Annotated in this window: 17 protein-coding genes and 3 pseudogenes; 4 read left to right on the top strand and 16 right to left on the bottom strand. The window is 45.4% G+C overall.

Going from position 1 to position 20813, the window contains the following annotated elements:
- Window positions 1-7 precede the first annotated feature (7 nt).
- The 5 genes from ACIFQN_RS02890 to ACIFQN_RS02910 all read right to left on the bottom strand — a co-directional run bounded on the left by ACIFQN_RS02890 (window position 8) and on the right by ACIFQN_RS02910 (window position 5283).
- Complete coding sequence (locus ACIFQN_RS02890) at window positions 8-1453, bottom strand: sodium/proline symporter (RefSeq protein WP_429831528.1); 1446 nt, start codon at window positions 1451-1453, stop codon at window positions 8-10.
- Window positions 1450-1671: a hypothetical protein gene (locus tag ACIFQN_RS02895; RefSeq protein WP_429831530.1), complete on the bottom strand. Its 222-nt coding sequence runs from the start codon at window positions 1669-1671 to the stop codon at window positions 1450-1452. The genes ACIFQN_RS02890 and ACIFQN_RS02895 overlap by 4 nt, the downstream gene beginning before the upstream one ends.
- 88 nt (window positions 1672-1759) lie before the next feature.
- Window positions 1760-3208 carry a sigma-54 interaction domain-containing protein gene (locus ACIFQN_RS02900; RefSeq protein WP_429831531.1) on the bottom strand — a complete coding sequence of 483 codons (1449 nt, stop codon included), beginning with the start codon at window positions 3206-3208 and terminating at the stop codon, window positions 1760-1762.
- Window positions 3209-3550: 342 nt separating this feature from the next.
- On the bottom strand, window positions 3551-4276 hold the full coding sequence (locus ACIFQN_RS02905) for an acetoacetate decarboxylase family protein (protein WP_429831532.1): 726 nt from the start codon (window positions 4274-4276) through the stop codon (window positions 3551-3553).
- 188 nt (window positions 4277-4464) lie between these two features.
- A complete protein-coding gene (locus ACIFQN_RS02910) occupies window positions 4465-5283 on the bottom strand; it encodes a MerR family transcriptional regulator (RefSeq protein WP_429831533.1) in 819 nt (272 codons plus the stop codon).
- Window positions 5284-5434: 151 nt separating this feature from the next.
- Between ACIFQN_RS02910 and ACIFQN_RS02915 the strand changes: the two genes are divergently transcribed.
- Window positions 5435-6457: an alpha/beta fold hydrolase gene (locus ACIFQN_RS02915; protein WP_429831534.1), complete on the top strand. Its 1023-nt coding sequence runs from the start codon at window positions 5435-5437 to the stop codon at window positions 6455-6457.
- A 98-nt stretch (window positions 6458-6555) separates the two neighbouring features.
- Here the strand turns inward: ACIFQN_RS02915 and ACIFQN_RS02920 are convergent, their stop codons facing one another.
- Entirely contained in the window at window positions 6556-7581 is a 1026-nt protein-coding gene (locus tag ACIFQN_RS02920; RefSeq protein ID WP_429831535.1) for a LacI family DNA-binding transcriptional regulator, read from the bottom strand.
- 326 nt (window positions 7582-7907) lie between these two features.
- Between ACIFQN_RS02920 and ACIFQN_RS02925 the strand changes: the two genes are divergently transcribed.
- Complete coding sequence (locus ACIFQN_RS02925) at window positions 7908-8960, top strand: 2,3-butanediol dehydrogenase (RefSeq protein ID WP_429831536.1); 1053 nt, start codon at window positions 7908-7910, stop codon at window positions 8958-8960.
- 447 nt (window positions 8961-9407) lie between these two features.
- Here ACIFQN_RS02925 and ACIFQN_RS02930 read toward each other — a convergent pair whose 3' ends face one another.
- The 3 genes from ACIFQN_RS02930 to ACIFQN_RS02940 form a co-directional block, all read right to left on the bottom strand.
- On the bottom strand, window positions 9408-10169 hold the full coding sequence (locus ACIFQN_RS02930) for an exodeoxyribonuclease III (RefSeq protein WP_429831537.1): 762 nt from the start codon (window positions 10167-10169) through the stop codon (window positions 9408-9410).
- 143 nt (window positions 10170-10312) lie between these two features.
- Window positions 10313-10837, bottom strand: coding sequence for a DUF420 domain-containing protein (locus ACIFQN_RS02935; RefSeq protein ID WP_429831538.1), 525 nt, complete (start codon window positions 10835-10837; stop codon window positions 10313-10315).
- Between the two features lie 165 nt (window positions 10838-11002).
- Window positions 11003-12391 (bottom strand): amino acid permease, encoded by a 1389-nt coding sequence (locus ACIFQN_RS02940; RefSeq protein ID WP_429831539.1) that lies wholly within the window; start codon window positions 12389-12391, stop codon window positions 11003-11005.
- A 678-nt stretch (window positions 12392-13069) separates the two neighbouring features.
- On the opposite strand from ACIFQN_RS02940, the pseudogene ACIFQN_RS02945 reads away from it, so the two are divergent.
- A pseudogene (locus ACIFQN_RS02945) lies at window positions 13070-13378 on the top strand (SDR family oxidoreductase); the annotation flags it as partial.
- 165 nt (window positions 13379-13543) lie between these two features.
- Here the strand turns inward: ACIFQN_RS02945 and ACIFQN_RS02950 are convergent.
- From ACIFQN_RS02950 to ACIFQN_RS02975, 6 genes are all read right to left on the bottom strand, one after another.
- Window positions 13544-13885, bottom strand: a complete 342-nt coding sequence (locus ACIFQN_RS02950) for a hypothetical protein (RefSeq protein WP_429831540.1) — start codon at window positions 13883-13885, stop codon at window positions 13544-13546.
- Window positions 13886-14181: 296 nt separating this feature from the next.
- On the bottom strand, window positions 14182-15366 hold the full coding sequence (locus tag ACIFQN_RS02955; RefSeq protein WP_429831541.1) for an MFS transporter: 1185 nt from the start codon (window positions 15364-15366) through the stop codon (window positions 14182-14184).
- Window positions 15367-15498: 132 nt separating this feature from the next.
- Entirely contained in the window at window positions 15499-16080 is a 582-nt protein-coding gene (locus tag ACIFQN_RS02960) for a TetR/AcrR family transcriptional regulator (RefSeq protein WP_429831542.1), read from the bottom strand.
- A gap of 371 nt (window positions 16081-16451) precedes the next feature.
- Window positions 16452-17867: an MBL fold metallo-hydrolase gene (locus tag ACIFQN_RS02965; RefSeq protein ID WP_429831543.1), complete on the bottom strand. Its 1416-nt coding sequence runs from the start codon at window positions 17865-17867 to the stop codon at window positions 16452-16454.
- Between the two features lie 71 nt (window positions 17868-17938).
- Complete coding sequence (locus tag ACIFQN_RS02970) at window positions 17939-19138, bottom strand: FAD-dependent oxidoreductase (RefSeq protein WP_429831557.1); 1200 nt, start codon at window positions 19136-19138, stop codon at window positions 17939-17941.
- 42 nt (window positions 19139-19180) lie between these two features.
- Complete coding sequence (locus ACIFQN_RS02975) at window positions 19181-19963, bottom strand: sulfite exporter TauE/SafE family protein (protein ID WP_429831544.1); 783 nt, start codon at window positions 19961-19963, stop codon at window positions 19181-19183.
- A gap of 268 nt (window positions 19964-20231) precedes the next feature.
- Between ACIFQN_RS02975 and ACIFQN_RS02980 the strand changes: the two are divergent.
- Window positions 20232-20479: pseudogene (locus ACIFQN_RS02980) on the top strand (hypothetical protein); the annotation flags it as partial.
- Between the two features lie 113 nt (window positions 20480-20592).
- Here ACIFQN_RS02980 and ACIFQN_RS02985 read toward each other — a convergent pair.
- Window positions 20593-20716 (bottom strand): annotated as a pseudogene (locus tag ACIFQN_RS02985) (IS110 family transposase); the annotation flags it as partial.
- Window positions 20717-20813 lie beyond the last annotated feature (97 nt).

The following is a 20813-nucleotide window of genomic DNA, read 5'->3' on the forward strand; positions in this document are numbered from 1 at the left end:
TCCTTTCCTATTTATTCATAATGCGGGTATTTGCATTGTCTGGGATCGCCTCACGTTTAGTAGCCGCCGTCCATTTGCTGACAACGAGGATCACAACCGTAGAGACAATCATGCCAGGTATGATTTCATAGAGATAAGCCGAATAAGGCGTGCTTTTCCAAATGACAACGGTTACAGTTCCGGAAATCATACCCCAGAACGCTCCCCACTTGGTAACCGCATTGGAGTAGAGCGCTAAAATCATCAGCGGTCCAAAACTAGCACCCAATCCAGCCCATGCGTATAACACTAGGGTAAATACTGCTTGTATATCTAAAAGAGCAAGTCCGGTAGCGAGGATGGATAAAATGATCATGGTCAATCGACTGATTGTAATAAGCTGTTTATTGGTATACTCGCGCTTTGATACACTTCGCAAAAGATCACTTGCAAGCGACTGCGTAGCCACCATCAGTTGGGAGGAAAACGTCGATTGAATCGCCGCAAATATGGCGCCCAAGACAACCCCGATGATAATTGGACTCATCGTCCCCATGACGAGCTGCGGGAAAACATACTCCGGATCCGTCAGGTTTGGAATCAGAATGCGTCCGATAAGACCGAGCAGATTGGAACCCATCATCACAATGATGACCCATATCATGGCAATAAAGGTGCCTTCGCGGATGCTCTTGTCATCTTTGGCAGAGAGAAACCGTTGAATAATATGCGGCTGACCCGGTTCGCCTAACCCAAACCCAACAAGGCCAATGATTATCCCGATCGCTGCAGCGCCAATTGATCCTCCAGCAGGTGTTAATAAGATCGGATCAATCTGCCCTAGCTGGGCAAAAAAGGATTCCCATCCCCCTAATTTGATAATCATATAGATGGGAAACGTGACCAGAACCATGATCATAATGAACCCTTGAATCACATCCGTCCAAACCACCGCACGATACCCGCCAAAGACGGTATACGCCAGAACAAAAAATGCACTAAATATCAGGCCCAGCTTATAATCAATTTCGATGATCGTGTGAAAAGCCTTTCCGGCTGCTGTCAATTGCGAGCCCATATAGGCGATAAAAAAAACGGCAATGATGACACTTGACGTAATTTTCAATAAATTAGAGCCGTAACGTTTTTCGAAAAAGTCCGGTATACTCAGGCAATTGTATTCCGTCCCCATTCTTCTCAGGCGCGGCGCTACGACAAACCAGTTAATAAAATAACCGACGACAAATCCAGGCAACATCCACATTGTCGAGATGCCGGCAACATACGAGTATCCGGCCGCCCCGATAAATATCCAGCCGCTCGTATCCGTCGCCCCTGCACTGATTGCAGTTGCTACCGGTCCGAAGCTGCGATCGCCCAAGTAATAGCCCTCTTCGCTTTTGGAAATATACCGTTCCGCGAACAAGCCAATGAGGAAAACGAGAACGAGATAAACAATAAATGTAGCGATCATTTCTCCAACTCCTCCCTCTTTTTAATCATGAGTAAAATCACCGCTGTGATGATTAAGGTAGAGACTGGAACAATCACATACAGAAACCAACCGACAAAAGGAAGAGAACTATTCATTCCTACACCCCCGCATCCTTCTTCATGAGTCACCATTCGTTTGACAGGTAGACCGTTCCCTTCAGCTCCTCCCTTCTTACTGGAGAAATAAGCAACAGTCATGCCAACACACAACCCTTGATTTCACAAAATGCAAAGGGAGATTATCACCACGATCACCCATTCATCTAGCAAAACATTTGGTAGTTACTCATTTTTGGGTAGAGTTTAATTTAATCTGGTAGATAAAAGGACGAAGGGTGTATTTGTCTATTTTATGGTTCATCGTCTGCTGCGGGATATCCAACTTCCGTGCAGCTCTTGATACATTTCCGTTAGCCTCCAGAAGTGCCTGTTTGATCATATCCACTTCTACTTCCTTCAGGGCGTCCTTTAGTGAGCCTTTGTGCTTGCAGCTATCAGCGGGAAAGGTGGAAGCCGTTATGGAGGAAACACCGAATAGTGCTCCCAGATTCATATCCTCTAATTGAATGATTTCTCCCTCCTGCATATTCATTGCCCTTTCAATCATATTTCGCAATTCACGGATGTTCCCGGGCCACGTGTACTCCATAAAAAAATTCATCGTATCCTGATTCACACCTAAAACCTTTTTATGAAAATGCTGGTTGTAGTACGCGATATAGTGATCCATAAGCAGAGGGATATCTTCCCGCCTGTTTCGCAAGGGAGGAAGCTCCAGATAGATGACATTGAGACGGTAGAATAAATCGGAGCGCATTTCGCCCGTTTGCAAAATCAACTTAGGATTCACATTGGTTGCCGCTACAATCCGAAAGTCGATATTAATCTCTTTTTGCCCCCCGACACGTCTCACTTTCTTTTCCTGAATCACCCGCAGCAGTTTGGCTTGCAGAGAAAGCGGCATCGAATTGATCTCATCCAAAAATAAAATCCCGCCATTGGCTAGCTCGAAAAGTCCGGGTCTGTTATCCGCTCCTGTGAATCCTCCTTTTTCAGTACCGAATAGTATGCCTTCTAATAACGTTTCTGGGATTGCCGCGCAGTTTTGGGCGATAAAAGGGGCGTTTTTCTTTGCAGAGGCGGTGTGGATGGATTGAGCAATCAGTTCTTTACCGGTTCCTGTTTCTCCATAAATCAAAACAGGCGAGAAGCTATCCGCAATCAAGGAAATTTTGTCCTTTAGCGCCTCAATTGCCCTGCTTTTCCCGATGATAGAATCAACTGTATACATGGAACTCGTCGTATCCTGCTTATTTTGGGGATCAATAGGGCGACCTTTGTTTTGATAAAACACGATTTTTTTCGAGAGTTCATCTATCGCTGAAATGTCCTCGAATACTTCAAAGGCTCCGGTCAATACACCATTTTCATAGAGAGGAAAAGTGGAGGTGAGCGTCGTTTTTCTTTCCCCGCGGTAGGTAACAAAGGTAAGGACCTTATTTCGAATGGGCTGACCTGTTGACAATACTTTCACAAAGAGACTATGCTCCTGCTTCAGATTCGGAAAGACTTGAAAAATGTTTTCGCCAATCACATTCTCGGGGTATATCCCAATGTTTTGAACGGCCTCATTCACATAGGTGACACGCAAATTCAAATCGACAACCAACACACCTTCGCGGATAACAGAAAAAATTTGCTCCCATTTTTTTGATTGCTCTCTCAAATCTTCCATGCTGTCTACCACCTCGTCTGTTGGCATGTGATCGATTCATAACCACATAATTATTAACATTATAAACATTTCATTACCACTATAAATAGGAGATGTACGGGACTATGGTCAGAGCCCACCAAAAATATCGGGCGAAAATAAACAAAGGCCCGTTCCGATAAGTAAAGATTACTTACGGAAGAGCCCCAAGCCTTTTCTTTATCTTTTATCTCGCTAATCTGCCGCCATCTACGCCATACGCACTTCCTGTGACAAAGGATGCCTGATCTGACGCCAGAAAGGAAACGACTTCAAAATGATAGCCACTTTATTTCGCAATTCCATGGTGGCTCACCCTATCCACTATTTTGCGACTGCTTGCACCTTGTCTTCGATGATTTTTCCATACGTCAGCGTAAAGTCACCTACGACGAAAACACCGCCGATTACTTCTACAGGCCCTAGCTCAGCGATAGGGTCAAAACTGGAATACTCCCAATTCACTTTGGCCGTACCCGTCTGGCGCGTATGGATGAGGGAATCCACAAACTCATTTAGAATGACCTGGTCCATATCCATTCCATACTTGTCCGCTCGCGGCATCCGTTTTACCTGCAGTCGCGGAAACAGATTCGGAGGATTTACTTCAACGTCCTCAAACGTTAGCGCAATATCGATGATGGTTTTTCCTTTGCGCGTAATTTTCCCCTGCGCAAATCCTTGCTCACGTTGGAATTCAACCTCTGCCAGTTTTTTGGGATATCCCCAAATCTCTCTACCTGCACAAAGAGCCTCGTCGGTATCGACATACTCATAGGCCATATATGCTCCAACAATGTCTTTATATTTACAAGGGATCACGATTCCGCCCTCTGAATAAGGATCGAGTCCCTCAATCACTTCGTTTTTCAGAACAAATATTTCGAAAATATCCGATACAAATTCAAAGTCCTTCGGCAAGAACCGCTCGATCGCCTCTCGGTTTCCCCTGCAGTAAACACTGATTTTCTCGTAATTCTTATAGTGATACGGAACCTGCGGATACAATGGCGCATAATCGGGTAGAATCGTATATTCTGGTTTTAGCATTCGAATGTCTCCTTTAACATGGATTTGCTTGTCATGAATTAAACTTTGCAAATCACATGCCAAAGGATTCATTCTACGTTTGACCGATTCATCTGTTGTAAGCGATAAAAATCACAAAAAGTAACAGTAATAGAATCGGTAGTTACTCATTTTCGGGAAATCTTTCCTCAGGAATATAGCCACCCGCCTCATAGGCGTTTTGATTCAACCGGAATTTGCACTTCTACATAGGTATCGCCAGCATGCTCGGGTGATTGAAGGTATATCTCCCTTCCAGGCTGATCCTTTTTTATTCGATATTGATTTCGTTCCAACCACATTGCCAAGTCAATGCAGGCCGTAGAAGGAACCGATGGCTCTACGCGATATAGCAGTGTTGCCATCATCGGCTCCTCAGGCAACATACGCACATTCAGCATGTCGGAAGAGAAGGTAACGTCCTGCTTAAGAGAATAGGCCACCTCCAAATCGAATTTTTCCTCATCTGCCGCAGACTCCTTCCACAAAACCATTTGAGGGAGCAGTCGTCTATTTTGTTTGCCAACGTATTGGCTCAAGGCATCGAACAGCTTCGGAATCTCTTCCACAAAACCATGAGCACAAAACGAGATGATTTTTTGTGCTTCCACACTTTTTATGACGACTTCCTGTTCCTTTTCTACCCTGCCTTCCCTTTCGATCAATAATAGTCGTTCTTTAATCCGCTTTAATCGTGTTTGCTCTACTTCAAGCAACTGCGTAATTTCCCTTTCTTTTAACCGAAACATTCCCTGGACTTGCTCAGTCGAAATATCTTCACGAAGTAACTGCTGAATTTGTTGCAGGGTAAATCCTAAGTCTTTATACATGAGGATTCGATTGAGAGTAAGCAATTGCTCCGCCGAATAAAAACGATAGCCCGTCTCTTTATCTGTATGTGCTGGCTTCAAAATGCCTATATGGTCATAAAATCGCAGTGTTTTTAAAGATACTCTGCTTAGCCGAGAAAAGTCACTGATTTTAAACATACGATAACCTCGCTCTGCGTTTTCTTGATTATAAACGATTGGAGCCACCGAAAGAGTCGTGCTCCTTTTTCAAAGCGTGCATCTTGACCCTCCCCTGTACTGGAGGGTTTATAGTTGGAAAAACACATGAAATACAAAGGGGAACTGCCATATGGATTATGAGATTTTTGAATTAGGAGATGTATTATTACAGTCTGGAGCGATACTCCCACAAGCATTTTTAGCTTATAAAACGTATGGAACACTCAATGCGAACAAGGATAATGTCATTATTTTTCCTACATCTTTCGGCGACCAGCATTACCAAAATGAATGGCTGATCGGGGCAAATAAGGCACTGAACCCGGAGAAATATTTCATCATCATCCCCAATATGCTGGGAAATGGACTATCTTCATCCCCTAGCAACACAGCAAGCCCATTTGAGAAAGCCAATTTTCCGAATGTCACGATCTTTGATAATGTTGCTCTTCAGCATCGGCTGATTACGGAGAGGTTTGGAATCAATCAAATTGCACTGGCAACGGGATGGTCTATGGGCGCTATCCAAGCGTTTCAATGGGGAGCGAGTTATCCAGACATGGTGGAACGTTTGGCCCCATTTGCAGGAACCGCGAAGACCTGGCCACATAACGCTGTCTTAATCGAAGGCATTAGAGCAGCATTGCAGGCTGATGCTGCGTGGAATAAAGGGGTGTATACAGCACCTCCCGAAGTAGGCCTTCGCACTTTGGGCCGGGTCTATGCGAGCTGGGGATTTTCACAAGCCTTTTACCGTGAAGAGCGCTTCAAAGAACTGGGGTATTCCTCCCTTTCTGATTTTATCTCACAGTTTTGGGAGGGGAGCTTCATTCATTCGGATGCCAACGATTTGCTGGCTATGATGTGGACATGGCAGCATTCCGACATTAGTAAGAATCCCATTTACGGGGGAGACTTTACCCTCGCTCTACATAGCATCAAAGCACGAACCGTTGTGATGCCAGTACGGACAGATTTGTATTTCACACCCGAAGACAGCGAATATGAGACGAAGCACATACCTAACGCCACTTTCCGCCCGATTGAATCTATTTGGGGGCACTTGGCTGGTTTTGGACTGAACCCTGCAGATACTGATTTTATTGATTGCACGCTGAAGGAGCTGTTGGAGAAGAACGAAACTCGTACGTAACGATTCCAGCAAAACTTGGTGCCGTCCCGGAAAACACCGGTTGAGGGGTAGCTCGGCAGCCTGCTTGCAGCATTGGGGAAAGAACATTCGCTTCCGTATTATTCCAAAGGAGATTTGCGGATGACCGCTACACTTGACTCTCTTACAATCAGCCTCGGCTCGAACTGCACGCGCTCATACGCCCCTGCCCCCTGCTCGCGAATTCGCTTCAGCAAAAGCTCAGTAGCCAGGCGCGCCACTTCATCCCCCATGATGGAAACCGAGCTGATTTGCGGCGTCGTGATCGTCGTCCATAAATTGTTGTCAATCCCCACGACTGCTACATCCTCCGGCACACGGACACCTAGCTCTTTGAACCGATTCACAATCCCGATCGCTACCATGTCATTAACTGCATAGATGGCGTCCGGCATATGCTTTAGACTGAAAAAATAATCAGCCGCACGCAAACCGGTTTCAAACGAAAAATCCTCACCAAAATAGACCAGAGACGGATCGACATGCGCTAGTGACCCTTCATAGGCAAAGTACCGCTCCTCAATCTTGTCCTTGGGCGCACCTGCGTAAGCGATCCGCGTGCGGCCGATTTTGATCAAATGCTCCATGACGAGACGGCCTTCCTGACGGGCCAGACTGACGACATCCGCTTTCACATGCTCCTCCATCTTTTTTCCATAGTTGATAATGGAGACCGGAACGCTTGCTTTATTAATCAAATCAACCAGTGTTTTCGGATAAGCGAGCGGCATGATAATCAGGCCGTCTACATGCAGCTTTTTGACATCCCGTACGGTCTCAAGCTCTGTTCGAGCATTGCCTGCGGTGTTGATTTGGACGACACGATAGCCATGCTGCTTGGCCGCTTGCTCCACTGACCAAGCGATTTCGGGAATAATGGCGTTGCGAATGTCCGGTACGGCCAGTGCGATTTGATACGTTTGGCGTACTTTCAAGCTTTGTGCAGAAGTATTCGGTGTAAAGCCCAGTTCCTCGATTACCTGCAAAATCAACGCTTTCGTCTTGGGACTGATTCCCGCGCTATCGTTAATGGCCCGCGATACCGTAGCGATTCCTACGCCCGCCCTCTTTGCTACATCTTCAATCGTTACTTTTTTCGTGACCATTGCAGAGCTGTCCTTTCTATAATCGGAATCGTTTTCTGTTTTTCCGAACTAAAATCCGTTTTCTCCTGTTATTATAACATACCTCCATACAGTGGAAACGAACAGAACAGCAAGCACAGCAGCTACTGTACAAATGCTGTAAGACCTCTGAATAGCTTGTATGACTGCACGAGAATGACTTCGCATCTCCTGTTTTTCTACTCTTCTCACTCATAAATCAATTTGACAATATGTCAAACTTATGACATATTAATAATCGGAAACGTTTCCTATTTTTCTTGCTGAATTCACTATATAATCTCAAGCCTAACAAGGAGATGGCAGATATGAAAGCATTGCGTTGGCATGGTTTGAAGGACCTCCGTTTGGAAACGATTACGGAACCTCAAGCGCTCAAAGGAAAAGTAAAAATCAGAGTCGAATGGTGCGGTATTTGCGGCAGTGACTTGCACGAATATGTAGCCGGCCCGATTTTCATCCCGGAGGGTACCGCTCATCCGCTTACAGGCGAAAAAGCTCCTATCGTGATGGGGCATGAATTTTCCGGACAAGTTGTGGAAATCGGTGAAGGTGTGACATCGATCAAGGTTGGCGATCGTGTTGTCGTAGAACCGGTTTTCGCATGCGGAACATGCGCTGCGTGCAAACAGGGCAAATACAATCTTTGTGAAAAAATGGGCTTCCTCGGTCTCGCAGGCGGTGGCGGTGGCTTCTCTGAATACGTGGCTGCTGATGAGCATATGGTCCATAAAATCCCGGACAGCATCTCTTATGAGCAAGGGGCTCTCGTTGAACCTTCCGCAGTAGCGCTTTATGCTGTTCGTTCGAGCCAGTTGAAAGTCGGCGACAAAGCAGTCGTATTCGGTGCCGGCCCAATCGGTTTGCTCGTCATCGAAGCATTGAAAGCTTCCGGTGCAGCTGAGATTTATGCGGTCGAGTTGTCGCCAGAACGCAAGCGTAAAGCCGAGGAGCTGGGCGCCATCGTCATCGATCCGAAAGAATATGATGTGGTTTCTGAAATTCACAAGCGGACAAACGGCGGTGCCGATATCGCCTTTGAAGTGACCGGTGTCCCACCTGTCCTCACCCAAGCGATCGAATCAACCAAAATCGCCGGACAAATCATGATCGTCAGCATCTTCGAAAGAGAAGCGCCGATCAGACCGAACCATATCGTCATGAAGGAACGCACCATGACAGGCATCATTGGGTACCGCGATGTGTTCCCTGCTGTCATCAGTCTGATGGAAAAAGGATTCTTCCCTGCCGACAAGCTGGTGACCCAACGAATCAAACTCGACGAAATCGTAGAGCGAGGATTTGAAGCATTGCTGAAAGAGAAAAATCAGGTAAAAATTCTCGTTAGTCCAAAACAATAAGCGAACAAGAATTTCCTCAAACTTCTTCGTACGAAGCGCATCAGCTTTCTACCATAGCATGAGCTGATGCGTTTTTTCATGGCCTTATACAATTGTTCTAAAACTAGCCATCTATTTTCGCTCCTCATTTCCGAAAGCATGATCGCAATAAAAAAAGGTGCGACTTGACACAATAGAGTTCATAGAGACATTATAGACCTATTAAGTCTTTGACGAAGTAAGGGTCCTCAAAATCAATGTAGATGAACAGACTGATGTCGCCAACCATTTTGGAATCATGAGCCTTCCAAACGATTTTATTTAAAAATGGGGAACCGATCGACAAACTCATTGGCGCTGTCAGTATCGCTGAGTTGAAACGCTTCGTATCCGATAAAACGGCTTAACGAGCAGAAAAGCCGCCAGGTACCTCGGACCAGGCGGCTTCATTTGATCGGGCTTTCCCACCTACCTCATGTCTCCAAGCTCCAACACAATTGGACAGTGATCACTCCCCAGCACATGCGCATCAATCCCCGCTCCAAGCAGCGATGAAGCAAGCCTTTCAGAAGCCAGGAAATAATCAATTCGCCAACCAATATTGCGCTCTCTCACTTTCGGCATATACGACCACCACGTATAAGCATCTGTCTGATCCGGATAAAAATGCCGATACGTATCAACAAACCCCGCTGAAAGCAGCCGTGTCATCTTCTCACGCTCTTCTGGAGTAAAGCCAGAATTGTTGCGGTTGGACTTGGCATTTTTTAGATCAATCTCTTGATGAGCGACATTCATATCCCCACAAACAATCACTGGCTTTTGTGCATCTAGCTGCTCCAAAAACGTACGAAACCGCTCTTCCCATTCCAGCCGATAATCCAATCGCGATAAATCACGCTTGGCATTTGGCGTGTATACCGTTACCAAATAGAAATCATGAAACTCCAAGGTGATGACCCGACCTTCAGGCTCATGATCTTCTTCCAACCCATAACGTACAGATAACGGTTCCATTTTTGTAAATACAGCGGTTCCGGAATAGCCCTTTTTCTCTGCGTAGTTCCAATATTGATAGTAATCCTCGCCGATCCCTACCTGAATTTGCCCTTCTTGCAGCTTTGTCTCTTGCATACAGAAAATATCTGCATTCGTCTTTGTGAAGTATTCGTAAAAGCCTTTATTCACGCAAGCGCGGAGTCCATTTACATTCCAAGAAATTATCTTCATTTTCACAAGTCTCCTTGTAACCATTCGTTCCATCATACGTAAAATCATATCATAAGAAAAACCACCGTCCCCAATCTTTTTCATCATGATTGAGGACGGTGGTTTCATTGCTTCTAGTATAAGCTTGCCGCAGATATTGCTTTTCAATAATACGGAGAAATCATGATGTAAACAATCACACCTGTAGCGCTGACATACAGCCACATTGGCATCGTCCAGCGGGCAATCTTTTTGTGTTTTTCCACTTGCATGTTTAACCCACGGGCAGTCGTGATCAGGGCAAACGGAACGATAATCGCTGACAGCAGAATATGTGTAAGCAAGATAAAGTAATAGATGGGCCGCAGTATCCCCTCTCCGCCGTAGGAGGTGCTCGGTGCCAGAGAATGATAGATGACATAGGAAATCAAAAAGACAGCAGTTGTTGAGAAGGCTGCAAAAATATATCTGCGATGAAACTGAATATTTTTATACTTGATGATCGAGACAAGCGCGGCAACCAGAAACACAAATGTAAAACTGTTCATCACAGCGTTCAAAAACGGCAAAAATGTAAGATCGAGATGACTGAAATCGTTATTCTTCGGCATAAAGTACATGATCGCAATGAGCGTGTTGATCGCTATGCTTAAAATGACGATAACAGGCGTATAGTTTCGTTGTCTCATGCAGGCTACTCCTCTTTTCCTCAGTTCATTAATGAGTATACCCGTGATCCCTACAAACCAGCAAGACCGATAGCATATCCGTCACACAATGATTGCATTTGCTTTAACAGCCATTTCGTATGAACTTAGACTACAAAAAAGACCAACAGATGTTGGTCTTAGTCATTACTTGTTTTCATCATTAGTATGAGCAGAGTCCACTGGAACAGCTTTGCTCACGCCAAAAGCGTAGAAACTAATCACAACAATACCCAGAAAAACAATTCCTGCAATCAAAGAGATGCGTGTGTCATCATTAAGCCACATACCGACTAACACCATCAGTAAAAAGGCAATCGTTACATAGTTTGTCACTGGTGCAAAAGGCATTTTGAATGGATGCTTGTCCATTTCGGCCCCTTTTGCTTTTCTGAATTTGATTTGGCTAATCAGAATCACAAACCACGGCACCATTCCTGGAAGGACGCTTGCACTGTACACATACACAAAGAGATTTTCTGGAGCAATGTAGCTTAAGATAACGCCAATGCCCAGACCCACAAGCACGCCAATTGTCCCCAGCAGCGGCACACCATTATGAGACAGCTTCGTGAATATTTTAGGTGCTTGTCCATTCACGCCCAACGTATAAAGCATACGTCCCGCACTATAAATCCCGCTATTACACCCAGACATTGCAGCGGTAATGACGACAAAGTTAATGAGCCCTGCTGCTGCTGTAATACCAATTTTCGCAAAAGTGGCAACAAACGGGCTACCGATTGCTTGTAATTGATCCCATGGGTAAACGGTTACAATAACAAAAATCGCGCCAATATAGAAAATCAAAATACGCCAAATAATACTTTGAATGGCATTCGTTAATGTTTTTTTAGGATCCTTTGCCTCACCTGCTGTGATCCCAATAAGCTCGACACCTTGATAAGCCCCGATGACTAATGATAGAGCAAAGAAAAATCCTGTCCAGCCACCGGTAAAGAATCCCCCATGCTCCCAAAGGTTAGATAATCCAATTGCATTTCCTCCGTTGCCAAATCCAAAGAAAATCAGACCCAAACCTGCAATAATCATCAATACAATGGTTACGATTTTTATCATGGCAAACCAAAACTCAAATTCACCAAATGATTTCACAGAAAATAAGTTCGCTGCACCGAGAATCACCATCGCAATAATACCTGGTATCCAGGCTGGTAAATCCGGAAACCAATACTTCATATACGTCCCAACGGCAATAATTTCTGACATCCCCACGACGACCCACTGGAACCAGTTGCTCCAAGCGGTCATATAACCGGCTAAGGGATGAATGTACTTATGGCCAAAGGTCGCAAATGAGCCTGTACTTGGTTCTACGTACAACATTTCGCCCATGGCACGCATGATAAAAAATATAAAAATTCCTACAATTGCATAGGCAAGCATGACGGAAGGACCTGTCCATTTAATCGTGCTCGCTGATCCCATAAATAACCCTACGCCAATAGTACCGCCCAAAGCAATCATCTGAATATGACGCGCTTTTAGGCCCCTCTTCAATTCTGTGCTTGCCACTGTCGCTTCCTCTTCCTCTCTGCTGCTGGCGGTAATTTTAGGAAAGCTGTCAAAGTGATCTTTACCCCTTTAACAAAGGAAGCAAATCCGCATTTTTATTTACAAAAAAATGTTTTGCTCCCATACAAGATGTACTTCTTAGTAAGCATTCCTAATCATTTGTAAGAGTATTCATCTTCTCACGATAGACTTCACTCTTGAATCACTTGATTATTGTAGTATGTTTTTCTGATAATAACAATTATATTCACTAGAAAAATAGTTGGTAAATCAATATATTCAGATTAAAAGAAATATAAAATATATATTATAAATAAATTATTTTTTCCTTCTGCTGTTGATTGACAAAAAGGCACCAGACCGGCCGGAAATAAAAAGACAGCGGCAATCACAGACTCCAAATGAAGTCTTAGACTGCCGCGTTCAATCCGCACCATGGCGGATCTGGATGGCCGCAATTTTTTGAAACGTGGGTACCCCCGCATGCTTGCACTGTCACTGGTGAATTTTTCAATAACCATGTGGATTTGCGAATGGGAGAGCAACAATTCAGACTTTCACCTGTGATATAACTAACATGAATTTCAATCAAGGGAGATGAGAGCATGGGTAAATTAACAGGTAAAATCGCTTTAGTAACCGGTGCGAGCCGTGGGATCGGGCGAGGCATTGCATTGCGCCTCCCCTAGTGTTTTTTCCTACAGTATTTCGAAGGGAGCCATTAACACACTTACACTCGCTCTGGCTCGGCAGCTTGGAAGCCGTCAGATTACGGTGAACGCGGTTCTGCCTGGGATAATTAATACGGAAATGAATGCTGGTACGTTGCAAGATCCCAATGGACAAAAGTATGCCGCTGGTCTTTCAACCTTCAACCGATGGGGAGAGCCTGAAGATGTGGCGGATATTGCTGCTTTTCTGGCCTCATCGGACAGCCGTTGGGTAACCGGTCAGCTCATTGATGCAAGCGGCGGATCTCATCTGTAATTTTCCGGGTTCAGAAATCTAGCGAGCGAGCTGGGTTTTTGAACCTGCCATCCTTTACATACAAGTAGCCCGCTGATGGTACTTCTTAATTCGCCCAAATGGATTTGTGTCATACCCTCTTATTTTGTTAAGCTGGTCAGCTTCTGATAGTACTAATGAATGTAGCTATTTAGCTGTCAATTTACTTACGTCGCCTAAATACTTTTCTAGTTCATTAGATGACTGAATAGAGAAAGAACTTTTTACATAATGATTGTTGACGACAAATTGAAAATCCAAAATTGTTTCGCGCTCTAATTTTATGATTTCAACTTGAGCGGTTGATATTCCCTTTGCTTTAAAAAAGGCAAAAACGGCTTCAGACAAATCTTTATTCGGTTCATGACCCTCAATGTCAAAACTCTGATAGACTCTCAAATAACCTTCCCGATATTCAACAACCCTGTCATTTAAAATTGTCTTGTTTGCATCTACTTTTTTTCTCTCAGGCTTTCTCGAATCACCCACCCCGGTTAACCGGTCTAATATCTCGGAATCGCTCCAAGCACGACAAAGAACAGCCCAACCATGAATATCTTCCAGATTAATTTCATTTCACTCACCTTCAATTCTGCAAGTCCATTTTCCATTATATCCCTATTGCGTTTATAATTAAAGAAGCGCAGAGAAGGATAAACTCCGTGCTTCTTTATGATTATTTTATACATTTCGACCTACTAGCGTACGGTACGTTGTACGATGTTCGGGAAGCTTGTCTTGTGCTGGTGCCGCCACTTACAGCAGTAAATGGATAAAAATAGGCATTAAAGAGCCGACTGTTCCATTTTATGATTTTTAGGTGCTTCTTCCTTTTTACCTTTAACGCGCAAAAAAGGCAGTAAGGAAAGCAAACCAAGAATTGCAAGTAACGCACCAATCCACAAAGGTGACACGAGTCCGTATCCAGCGTCTATGGTTAATCCACCGATTGCTGAACCGACTACGATACCTAGGTTGATGATAGAAGTATGAACCGTCGTAACCAGCGTTCCAGTACCAGCGACACGTGTGATGCGGGTTGCCATAGCGGGATTCATGGGGACCCCTACCAGGCCGACTACGATTACGGCGATAATAACTACGGTCGTGCTGTGCGGAAACAGTCCGAAAACAACTAATGCAACGGTCAGTGTGACAAGCCCGATGGTTAGAATCGACATCATGTAATGATCAGCGAGCCTGCCGGTAACGATATTTCCGATCACCGTTGCCACACCGTAAATCCCCAAGAGAAGGGGAACCATCGCAGTGGTAAAGCCAGTGAGGTCAGTCAGGATCGGTGAAAAGTAACTGAATGCAGCAAATGTGGCACCGATAATCAACATGCTCGTCGTGTACGCCGCCCAAAGGTTACGATTTCTAAAGGCCGCTAGTTCTCCACGAATGCTGACTGATTCCGGTTTTGGAGATGGCGGGATGTAAAATTGCCCCAACACCCCTGACAGAAGAACCAAGACGACCACCGCCCAGAAGCTGGCGCGCCATCCGAAATACTGGTCAAACAGCATTGCCGCTGGCAGCCCGATAGCGGTTGCGACCATCAAACCACCGAGGACGACGGAAGCTGCACGACCGATTGACTCAGGACGTACAAGGGTGAAGCCAATCGCCAAGGAAACGCCGAAAGAAGCTGCCGAGGAAATACCTGTGATCACCCGTGCTACCATCATCATCTCATAGCTGGAGGCTAACGCGCCAATGGTTTGCCCGACTAGAAAGACGAAGGCAAGTGTAAGAAAAGCTTGTTTTCTTGGCGCCTTCAATAATCCAACTGTCAGCAATGGACCGCCAATAATCATCCCCGCAGCATAGGCAGAAATCAGGTATCCAACGGCTGCGACCGATACCCCGAACTCTTTAGAAAGCGAAGCCATCATACCAGCCACCATAAACTCCGAGGTGGTCATGGAAAAAATCATAAGACCTAACACATAGATCGCAAATGGCATGAATACATCTCCCCTTTACCGTGCAAACATTTTGTAATGATCTGTACAAAACTAGGCGCAAATGGCCCTTTAGTCCAACTTGCCAATCTAACGCAGCTCTGTAAAACACGCGTAGCGATATAAACGCGTGTTTTACAGAGCTGACAGCGTTCCTTCCACTACATCCTGCAGTACTGTACGGTCTTCTACGACCTTGCCCAGCACACGCAGTCCGTAATAGCTACTTAGGAAGGATCGAGCTAGCTCGAGAGCAGGACGATTGGACGTGATTTCGCCTGAACGCTGTCCGAGTGCGATAACGTGGCACAAAGCCTGTTCCAGCCTTCCAACGTGACCACCGACCAAGCGTGCAACCGTCGAATCCTTTCCTCCGCGCTCAATCGCAGCGTTGATGGCTAAACAACCACGAGATACTTCCCCATTAAAATCTTGATCGATCGCCCACTCCATCAGTGCGCGCAGCCTGTCTTTTACCAGTCCGGGTTGTTCCAATATTTCTACCTGCCCTTGGATGCCCAGTTCCTGATAACGCCCCAATGCCTTCTCGTAGAGCGCGTGTTTGCTGCCGAATGCGTTGTACAGACTTCCCCGGCCAAGCCCTGTCCGCTCGCATAGTCTCTCTGTTGAACTTCCCTCGAAGCCATGTTCCCAGAACACCTCCATGGCAGCGTCAATCACTGTTGTATCTTTAAATTCTCGAGGTCTGGCACTCATGCAATCAACTCCTTTCAAGGACCGGTAAGTTCCCTTCTCACAAAAGTTACTGAAGTGAGTATCATTATAGATGTTTTGTAACGATCAGTCAAATACTTGATGAATAACCCTGCCTGTTAGTTAAACAGTTACGTTTACACTGGTCAAATTCATTACCTCCATTTATCCTAGCATGTAAAATACGTTATGTTTTCTTATTTATTTACCAAGTAGGAACTCAAACTCCTATAAGAGGAATTTCGCTTCATGAAAAAGAGCGTTAACGGTTTTCGCTAACGCTCTAGAATTTATTTCAGAAACGTGCAACATGATTGCAGATTGACTTTCCGCTGCCTCCGGGATATGACCACCAGCTGGAGGCAACGGCTTAGCTACCTTACTATTGGCAACCCTTGTTTCACCCACTCGTCAAAACCACCGTCCAGATTCCGTACATTTTGGAAGCCGTTTGCTTGCAAAAAACTTACCCCGATGGCTGACCTTCTTCCTGATTTGCATTGAACCAAGATCGGTTTGTCACGCGGCAATTCCTGCATTCTTACCGGCAGAAACCCAAGCATGACGTGTTTAGCCTCGGGGATATACCCTTCATCCAGCTCTTTTTCATAACGGACATCAAGAACATACAGTTGCCCCTTTTGTACTTGATCCCTTGCCTCCTCTGGTGTTACTTCTTCATATTTCACAAGCTTTGAATTGTCATGAAGATCGAAGACATTCTGATCCATCGTGGAAGCCACCCGGTCTATTCCAATAGACTGTAAATCCTTCAAAATAGCAGGAATGGACTGCTTTTCGGTCAACAGGTAGATAGGTCGATCATAGTCCAGCAGCCATCCAGCCCACGTGGTAAATAATTTGTCGTACGGGATATTGATAACTCCCAGCAAATGCTTTTGGGCGAATATTTTTGCTGGCCGTGTATCCACGACAATGCCTTGCTCGACCCATGTTTCGACTACGCTTATGGAAGACTCCGCGTGAAATGGAGCTTCTATCTCTCGTACTAGTTGCGGACCTTCTTTATTCAGCTTCTTCATCATCGCAAAATAGGTTGGCGGCTCAGGCTGGCCCACTAGCAATCTTTGGACAAACTCATTCTCATTATCATGCTGCAACGCCCAATTCGTTCGTTTCTCATAACCTACCGTCGATGACTGGACTGCCCCGATCGCCTTGCCGCATGCACTTCCTGCCCCGTGCCCAGGCCAGACTTGAAGATAATCAGGGAGCTTTTTAAAACGCATTAAGGAGTGAAACATTTTACGTGCCATATCTTCGGAGGAACCGCTTACCCTTGCCGCTTTCTCCAGAAGGTCTGGGCGCCCTACGTCACCGACAAACACAAAGTCCCCTGTAAAAATGCCGATCGGTCCATTGGCCGACGAGCCTCCATCCGTCAAGAGCAGCGATATATGTTCTGGCGTGTGTCCCGGTGTATGAAGCACTTCGAATGTGAGATTACCAATATGGAATATGTCCCCGTCTTTTAGCAAATTGTGTTTGTACTGGTATGCGTATTGGTAGCTCCACTCAGGCCCCCCTTCACCGGACAAATACAAGGTAGCCCCGAGTCTCGCAGCGATTTCCCTCGCACCGGAGAGAAAATCGGCATGGATATGTGTTTCCGTCACACCTATAATCTTTACCCCGTTTGCTTTCGCTGCTTTCGCATACTGCTCGATATCGCGCGCAGGATCAATAACGATCGCCTCACCGGTAGCCTGGCATCCCACCAGATAAGATGCCTGGGCCAATTTGTCGTCATAAAAATACTTGAGTAGCATAAGTCAGCCTCCTCTGATCTTTTCCTCTCTTATCCGTACGCTCTGACATGCAACGTAAATTTTCGGGATTGTTACATGGTTCCTTTGAGCATTCCCTTCCAATACAGCAAGGGAAGCATCTCTTTTTTCAACCAATACATACTTAACCTTTCGCGGGATTGATCAAAGGGAAATGTCTCTTGGGGGTTCAGCTCATAATCAAATTCAGCCAGTATCAACTTTCCGTAGCCCGTCACGAGTGGGCATGAAGTATAACCGTCGTATTTGTTACAAATTGGCTTTCCGCTGATCATGGATAACAGGTTTTGAACGACGACGGGTCCCTGCTTTCTTATCGCAGCGCCTGTTTTTGATGTTGGCAAATTCGTGCAATCACCCACCCCAAAAATGTTGCTAAAATGTTTATGCTGCAGCGTATATTTATCCACATCAAGCCAGCCGTCACCAGATGCGAGCGGACTTTGTTTGATAAAATCGGGGGCGCTCATCGGTGGCACTACATGTATCATGTCGTATGGCATGACCACACGCTCGTTGGTATCCAGATTCTCGAAAACCGCTTGTTTTTTTTCACTTATGATTTCAATGAGGTTATGCTTGAACCGGGTCTCAATTTGTTTTCGTTCAACGACTCTCTGTAATGCATCTGCATACTTTTTCACGCCGAAAATGGTCGCTCCGCCAGAGATAAAACGGATGGAAGATCGGGATCGAACACCTAATTTGCAAAAATAATCATCAGCCAAATACATAATTTTCTGAGGAGCTCCGCCGCATTTTACCGGAGTATTGGGGTTGGTAAATATCGCAGTGCCTCCCTTAAAATTACGGATATTGTCCCAGGTACTCTCGACATAGTCGTAAGAGTAATTACTGCATACCCCGTGTTTGCCGATACTCTCTTTTAGCCCTTTTACCTTATTCCAATCGATTTGAATACCAGCGGCAATAACCAGATAGTCATAGTACAGTTTATCCCCAGACGCAGTCATAACGGCATTTTCTACCGGTTGAAATTCAGTAACGGCATCTTGCACCCATATCGCACCTTTTGGGATAACCGACGCTTCCTGCCGTTCCGTAACCTCCTTGCTAACCACACCGGCACCCACAAGCGTCCATAAAGGCTGATAATAGTGCTTCGTTGCGAAATCTACGATGGCAACCTTTCCAATCAAATCGCGGGAATTACGCAGGAGACGTGCCGCAACTGAGATGCCTGCGCTTCCTCCACCTACGATAACAATTTTGTAGTGTGCCTTTTGACTCATCCTTGGCATTTCCATCCACCTCATCTCCATTATATGTAACCGTCACAAATTCAAGGCTTCGGCATTGATGAACAGCATGTAAATGGCAACTGCCATCACTACCCCGGAGAACACATAATTAAGTACTCTTTGCCGTTTGCTTAATCGTTTGGCCAAGAATACACCTGCTATACCGCCGATAATTCCCCCGCCAACAAACTCTAGCGCTACCCACCAATCCACTAGCCCGGATAAACTGTAAGTAACTGCTGTTGTAAGCCCAAAAGTTCCAACAGAAAGCAACGAGGAGCCAATTGCCGCAATCATTGGCATCTTTGTAGCAATGAGTAGCCCGGGAACAATTAGGAAGCCACCCCCAATTCCAAAAAAGCCGGATAACACCCCCACCAAAAGAGCTATGACGACAACCCGTAGAAAATGAACCTGCTCCCCTACTTCATCTGTCTCATCCTTTTTTCTCTTAGGAATAGCCATTCGGACAGCCATGACAATCATCAAGACCGCAAATAAGAATAACAGTTGGTTTCCAGGAATCAACTTGCCGACAAATGATCCGAAATAAGCCCCAATCGCACCGGGAATCGCGAAATATACTGCTGTTTTCCATCGGACATGACCGGCTCTGGCGTGCGGAATGAAATTAGCGTAAGCATTTACTGCAACAGCGAGAGCCGAAGTTCCAATTACGACATGCGGATCCTGAACTCCAACAACGTAAAGCAAAAGCGGAGTAGCAAGAATAGATCCGCCCCCGCCAAGCAAGCCAAGAACAAATCCGACAATACTACCAGAAACGATTGCGAGAATCACTTGAATCGTTGTCATACCTGCGCAAAGTCCTCCCTTCTGAGTTACTCGAACCTTTACACAGCAAGTATCATTCCAATTCGATTTTTCCCATAAAATCGCCATTTTTCACATGTCACCTTCTAAAGAATTGTCAATATTGAAAAAGAGTATCGGCGGAATATTCAGTCACAGTCTGAGTTCATGGCCTATTTCAACATTGATAAGTTTTTTAGCATCCTTGGCAAAAAGCGAAAACATGCTTTCATTTCGAGACAATAAAAAATGCCGAGGAAACGTAGGAAGGATGTCCCGAGTTTCGATCGGCTTGTCGGCATACATAATAAAGCCATCTGCGGGGATGGCTTATTCAAAACGGTCGCTGGCCGGTTCCGGCTTTTAGCGGCGGTGATGCTGGGCACGGTGATGTACGCGCTCGGAAGCGCGGTCTTGGTACGGCCCCCTCATCGCTTTTTTTGTTTCGTCGGCGTTATGGCAGCGGTCACAGCCGATACTTGGGCTACGGAAATCGGCGGCTTGAGCCGGACGCCTCCGTGATCGATCGAGATGGGGCGACGTGTTTCGCCTGATGTTTGTTGAAAATAAAGTTTTAGACTGCCACCAATTAATATAACGAATAATCCTTCATTGGGGTGAGGGATTATGTAGACACCAGGATCAAGACCGGCGTAGGCCAACAAGCTGTTTAGCACTCGTAAATTGACGTGCATCTCCGATCTCCGCTATGATCGTCGCTGCAAGTTTGTCACCTATTCCTGGAATGGTCTCGATATGCTCCTTTTTTGGTGGATCTTTCAAGCAAGGCTCTCGGATGGTAGAACAAATCTTATCTGAAATTGGAACAGATATTGAGAAACAATTATTTAAA

The sequence above is a fragment of the Brevibacillus sp. NRS-1366 genome, from assembly GCF_050467985.1.

Excerpts from the sequence above, each read along its gene's own strand:
- ACIFQN_RS02975 (WP_429831544.1), bottom strand. The coding sequence starts at position 19,963 with ATGACAACGATTCAAGTGATTCTCGCAATCGTTTCTGGTAGTATTGTC.
- ACIFQN_RS02900 (WP_429831531.1), bottom strand. The coding sequence starts at position 3,208 with ATGGAAGATTTGAGAGAGCAATCAAAAAAATGGGAGCAAATTTTTTCT.
- ACIFQN_RS02890 (WP_429831528.1), bottom strand. The coding sequence starts at position 1,453 with ATGATCGCTACATTTATTGTTTATCTCGTTCTCGTTTTCCTCATTGGC.
- ACIFQN_RS02925 (WP_429831536.1), top strand. The coding sequence starts at position 7,908 with ATGAAAGCATTGCGTTGGCATGGTTTGAAGGACCTCCGTTTGGAAACG.
- ACIFQN_RS02920 (WP_429831535.1), bottom strand. The coding sequence starts at position 7,581 with ATGGTCACGAAAAAAGTAACGATTGAAGATGTAGCAAAGAGGGCGGGC.
- ACIFQN_RS02910 (WP_429831533.1), bottom strand. The coding sequence starts at position 5,283 with ATGTTTAAAATCAGTGACTTTTCTCGGCTAAGCAGAGTATCTTTAAAA.
- ACIFQN_RS02965 (WP_429831543.1), bottom strand. The coding sequence starts at position 17,867 with ATGCTACTCAAGTATTTTTATGACGACAAATTGGCCCAGGCATCTTAT.
- ACIFQN_RS02895 (WP_429831530.1), bottom strand. The coding sequence starts at position 1,671 with ATGACTGTTGCTTATTTCTCCAGTAAGAAGGGAGGAGCTGAAGGGAAC.
- ACIFQN_RS02905 (WP_429831532.1), bottom strand. The coding sequence starts at position 4,276 with ATGCTAAAACCAGAATATACGATTCTACCCGATTATGCGCCATTGTAT.
- ACIFQN_RS02935 (WP_429831538.1), bottom strand. The coding sequence starts at position 10,837 with ATGAGACAACGAAACTATACGCCTGTTATCGTCATTTTAAGCATAGCG.
- ACIFQN_RS02955 (WP_429831541.1), bottom strand. The coding sequence starts at position 15,366 with ATGCCATTTGCGATCTATGTGTTAGGTCTTATGATTTTTTCCATGACC.
- ACIFQN_RS02915 (WP_429831534.1), top strand. The coding sequence starts at position 5,435 with ATGGATTATGAGATTTTTGAATTAGGAGATGTATTATTACAGTCTGGA.
- ACIFQN_RS02970 (WP_429831557.1), bottom strand. The coding sequence starts at position 19,138 with ATGAGTCAAAAGGCACACTACAAAATTGTTATCGTAGGTGGAGGAAGC.
- ACIFQN_RS02960 (WP_429831542.1), bottom strand. The coding sequence starts at position 16,080 with ATGAGTGCCAGACCTCGAGAATTTAAAGATACAACAGTGATTGACGCT.
- ACIFQN_RS02930 (WP_429831537.1), bottom strand. The coding sequence starts at position 10,169 with ATGAAGATAATTTCTTGGAATGTAAATGGACTCCGCGCTTGCGTGAAT.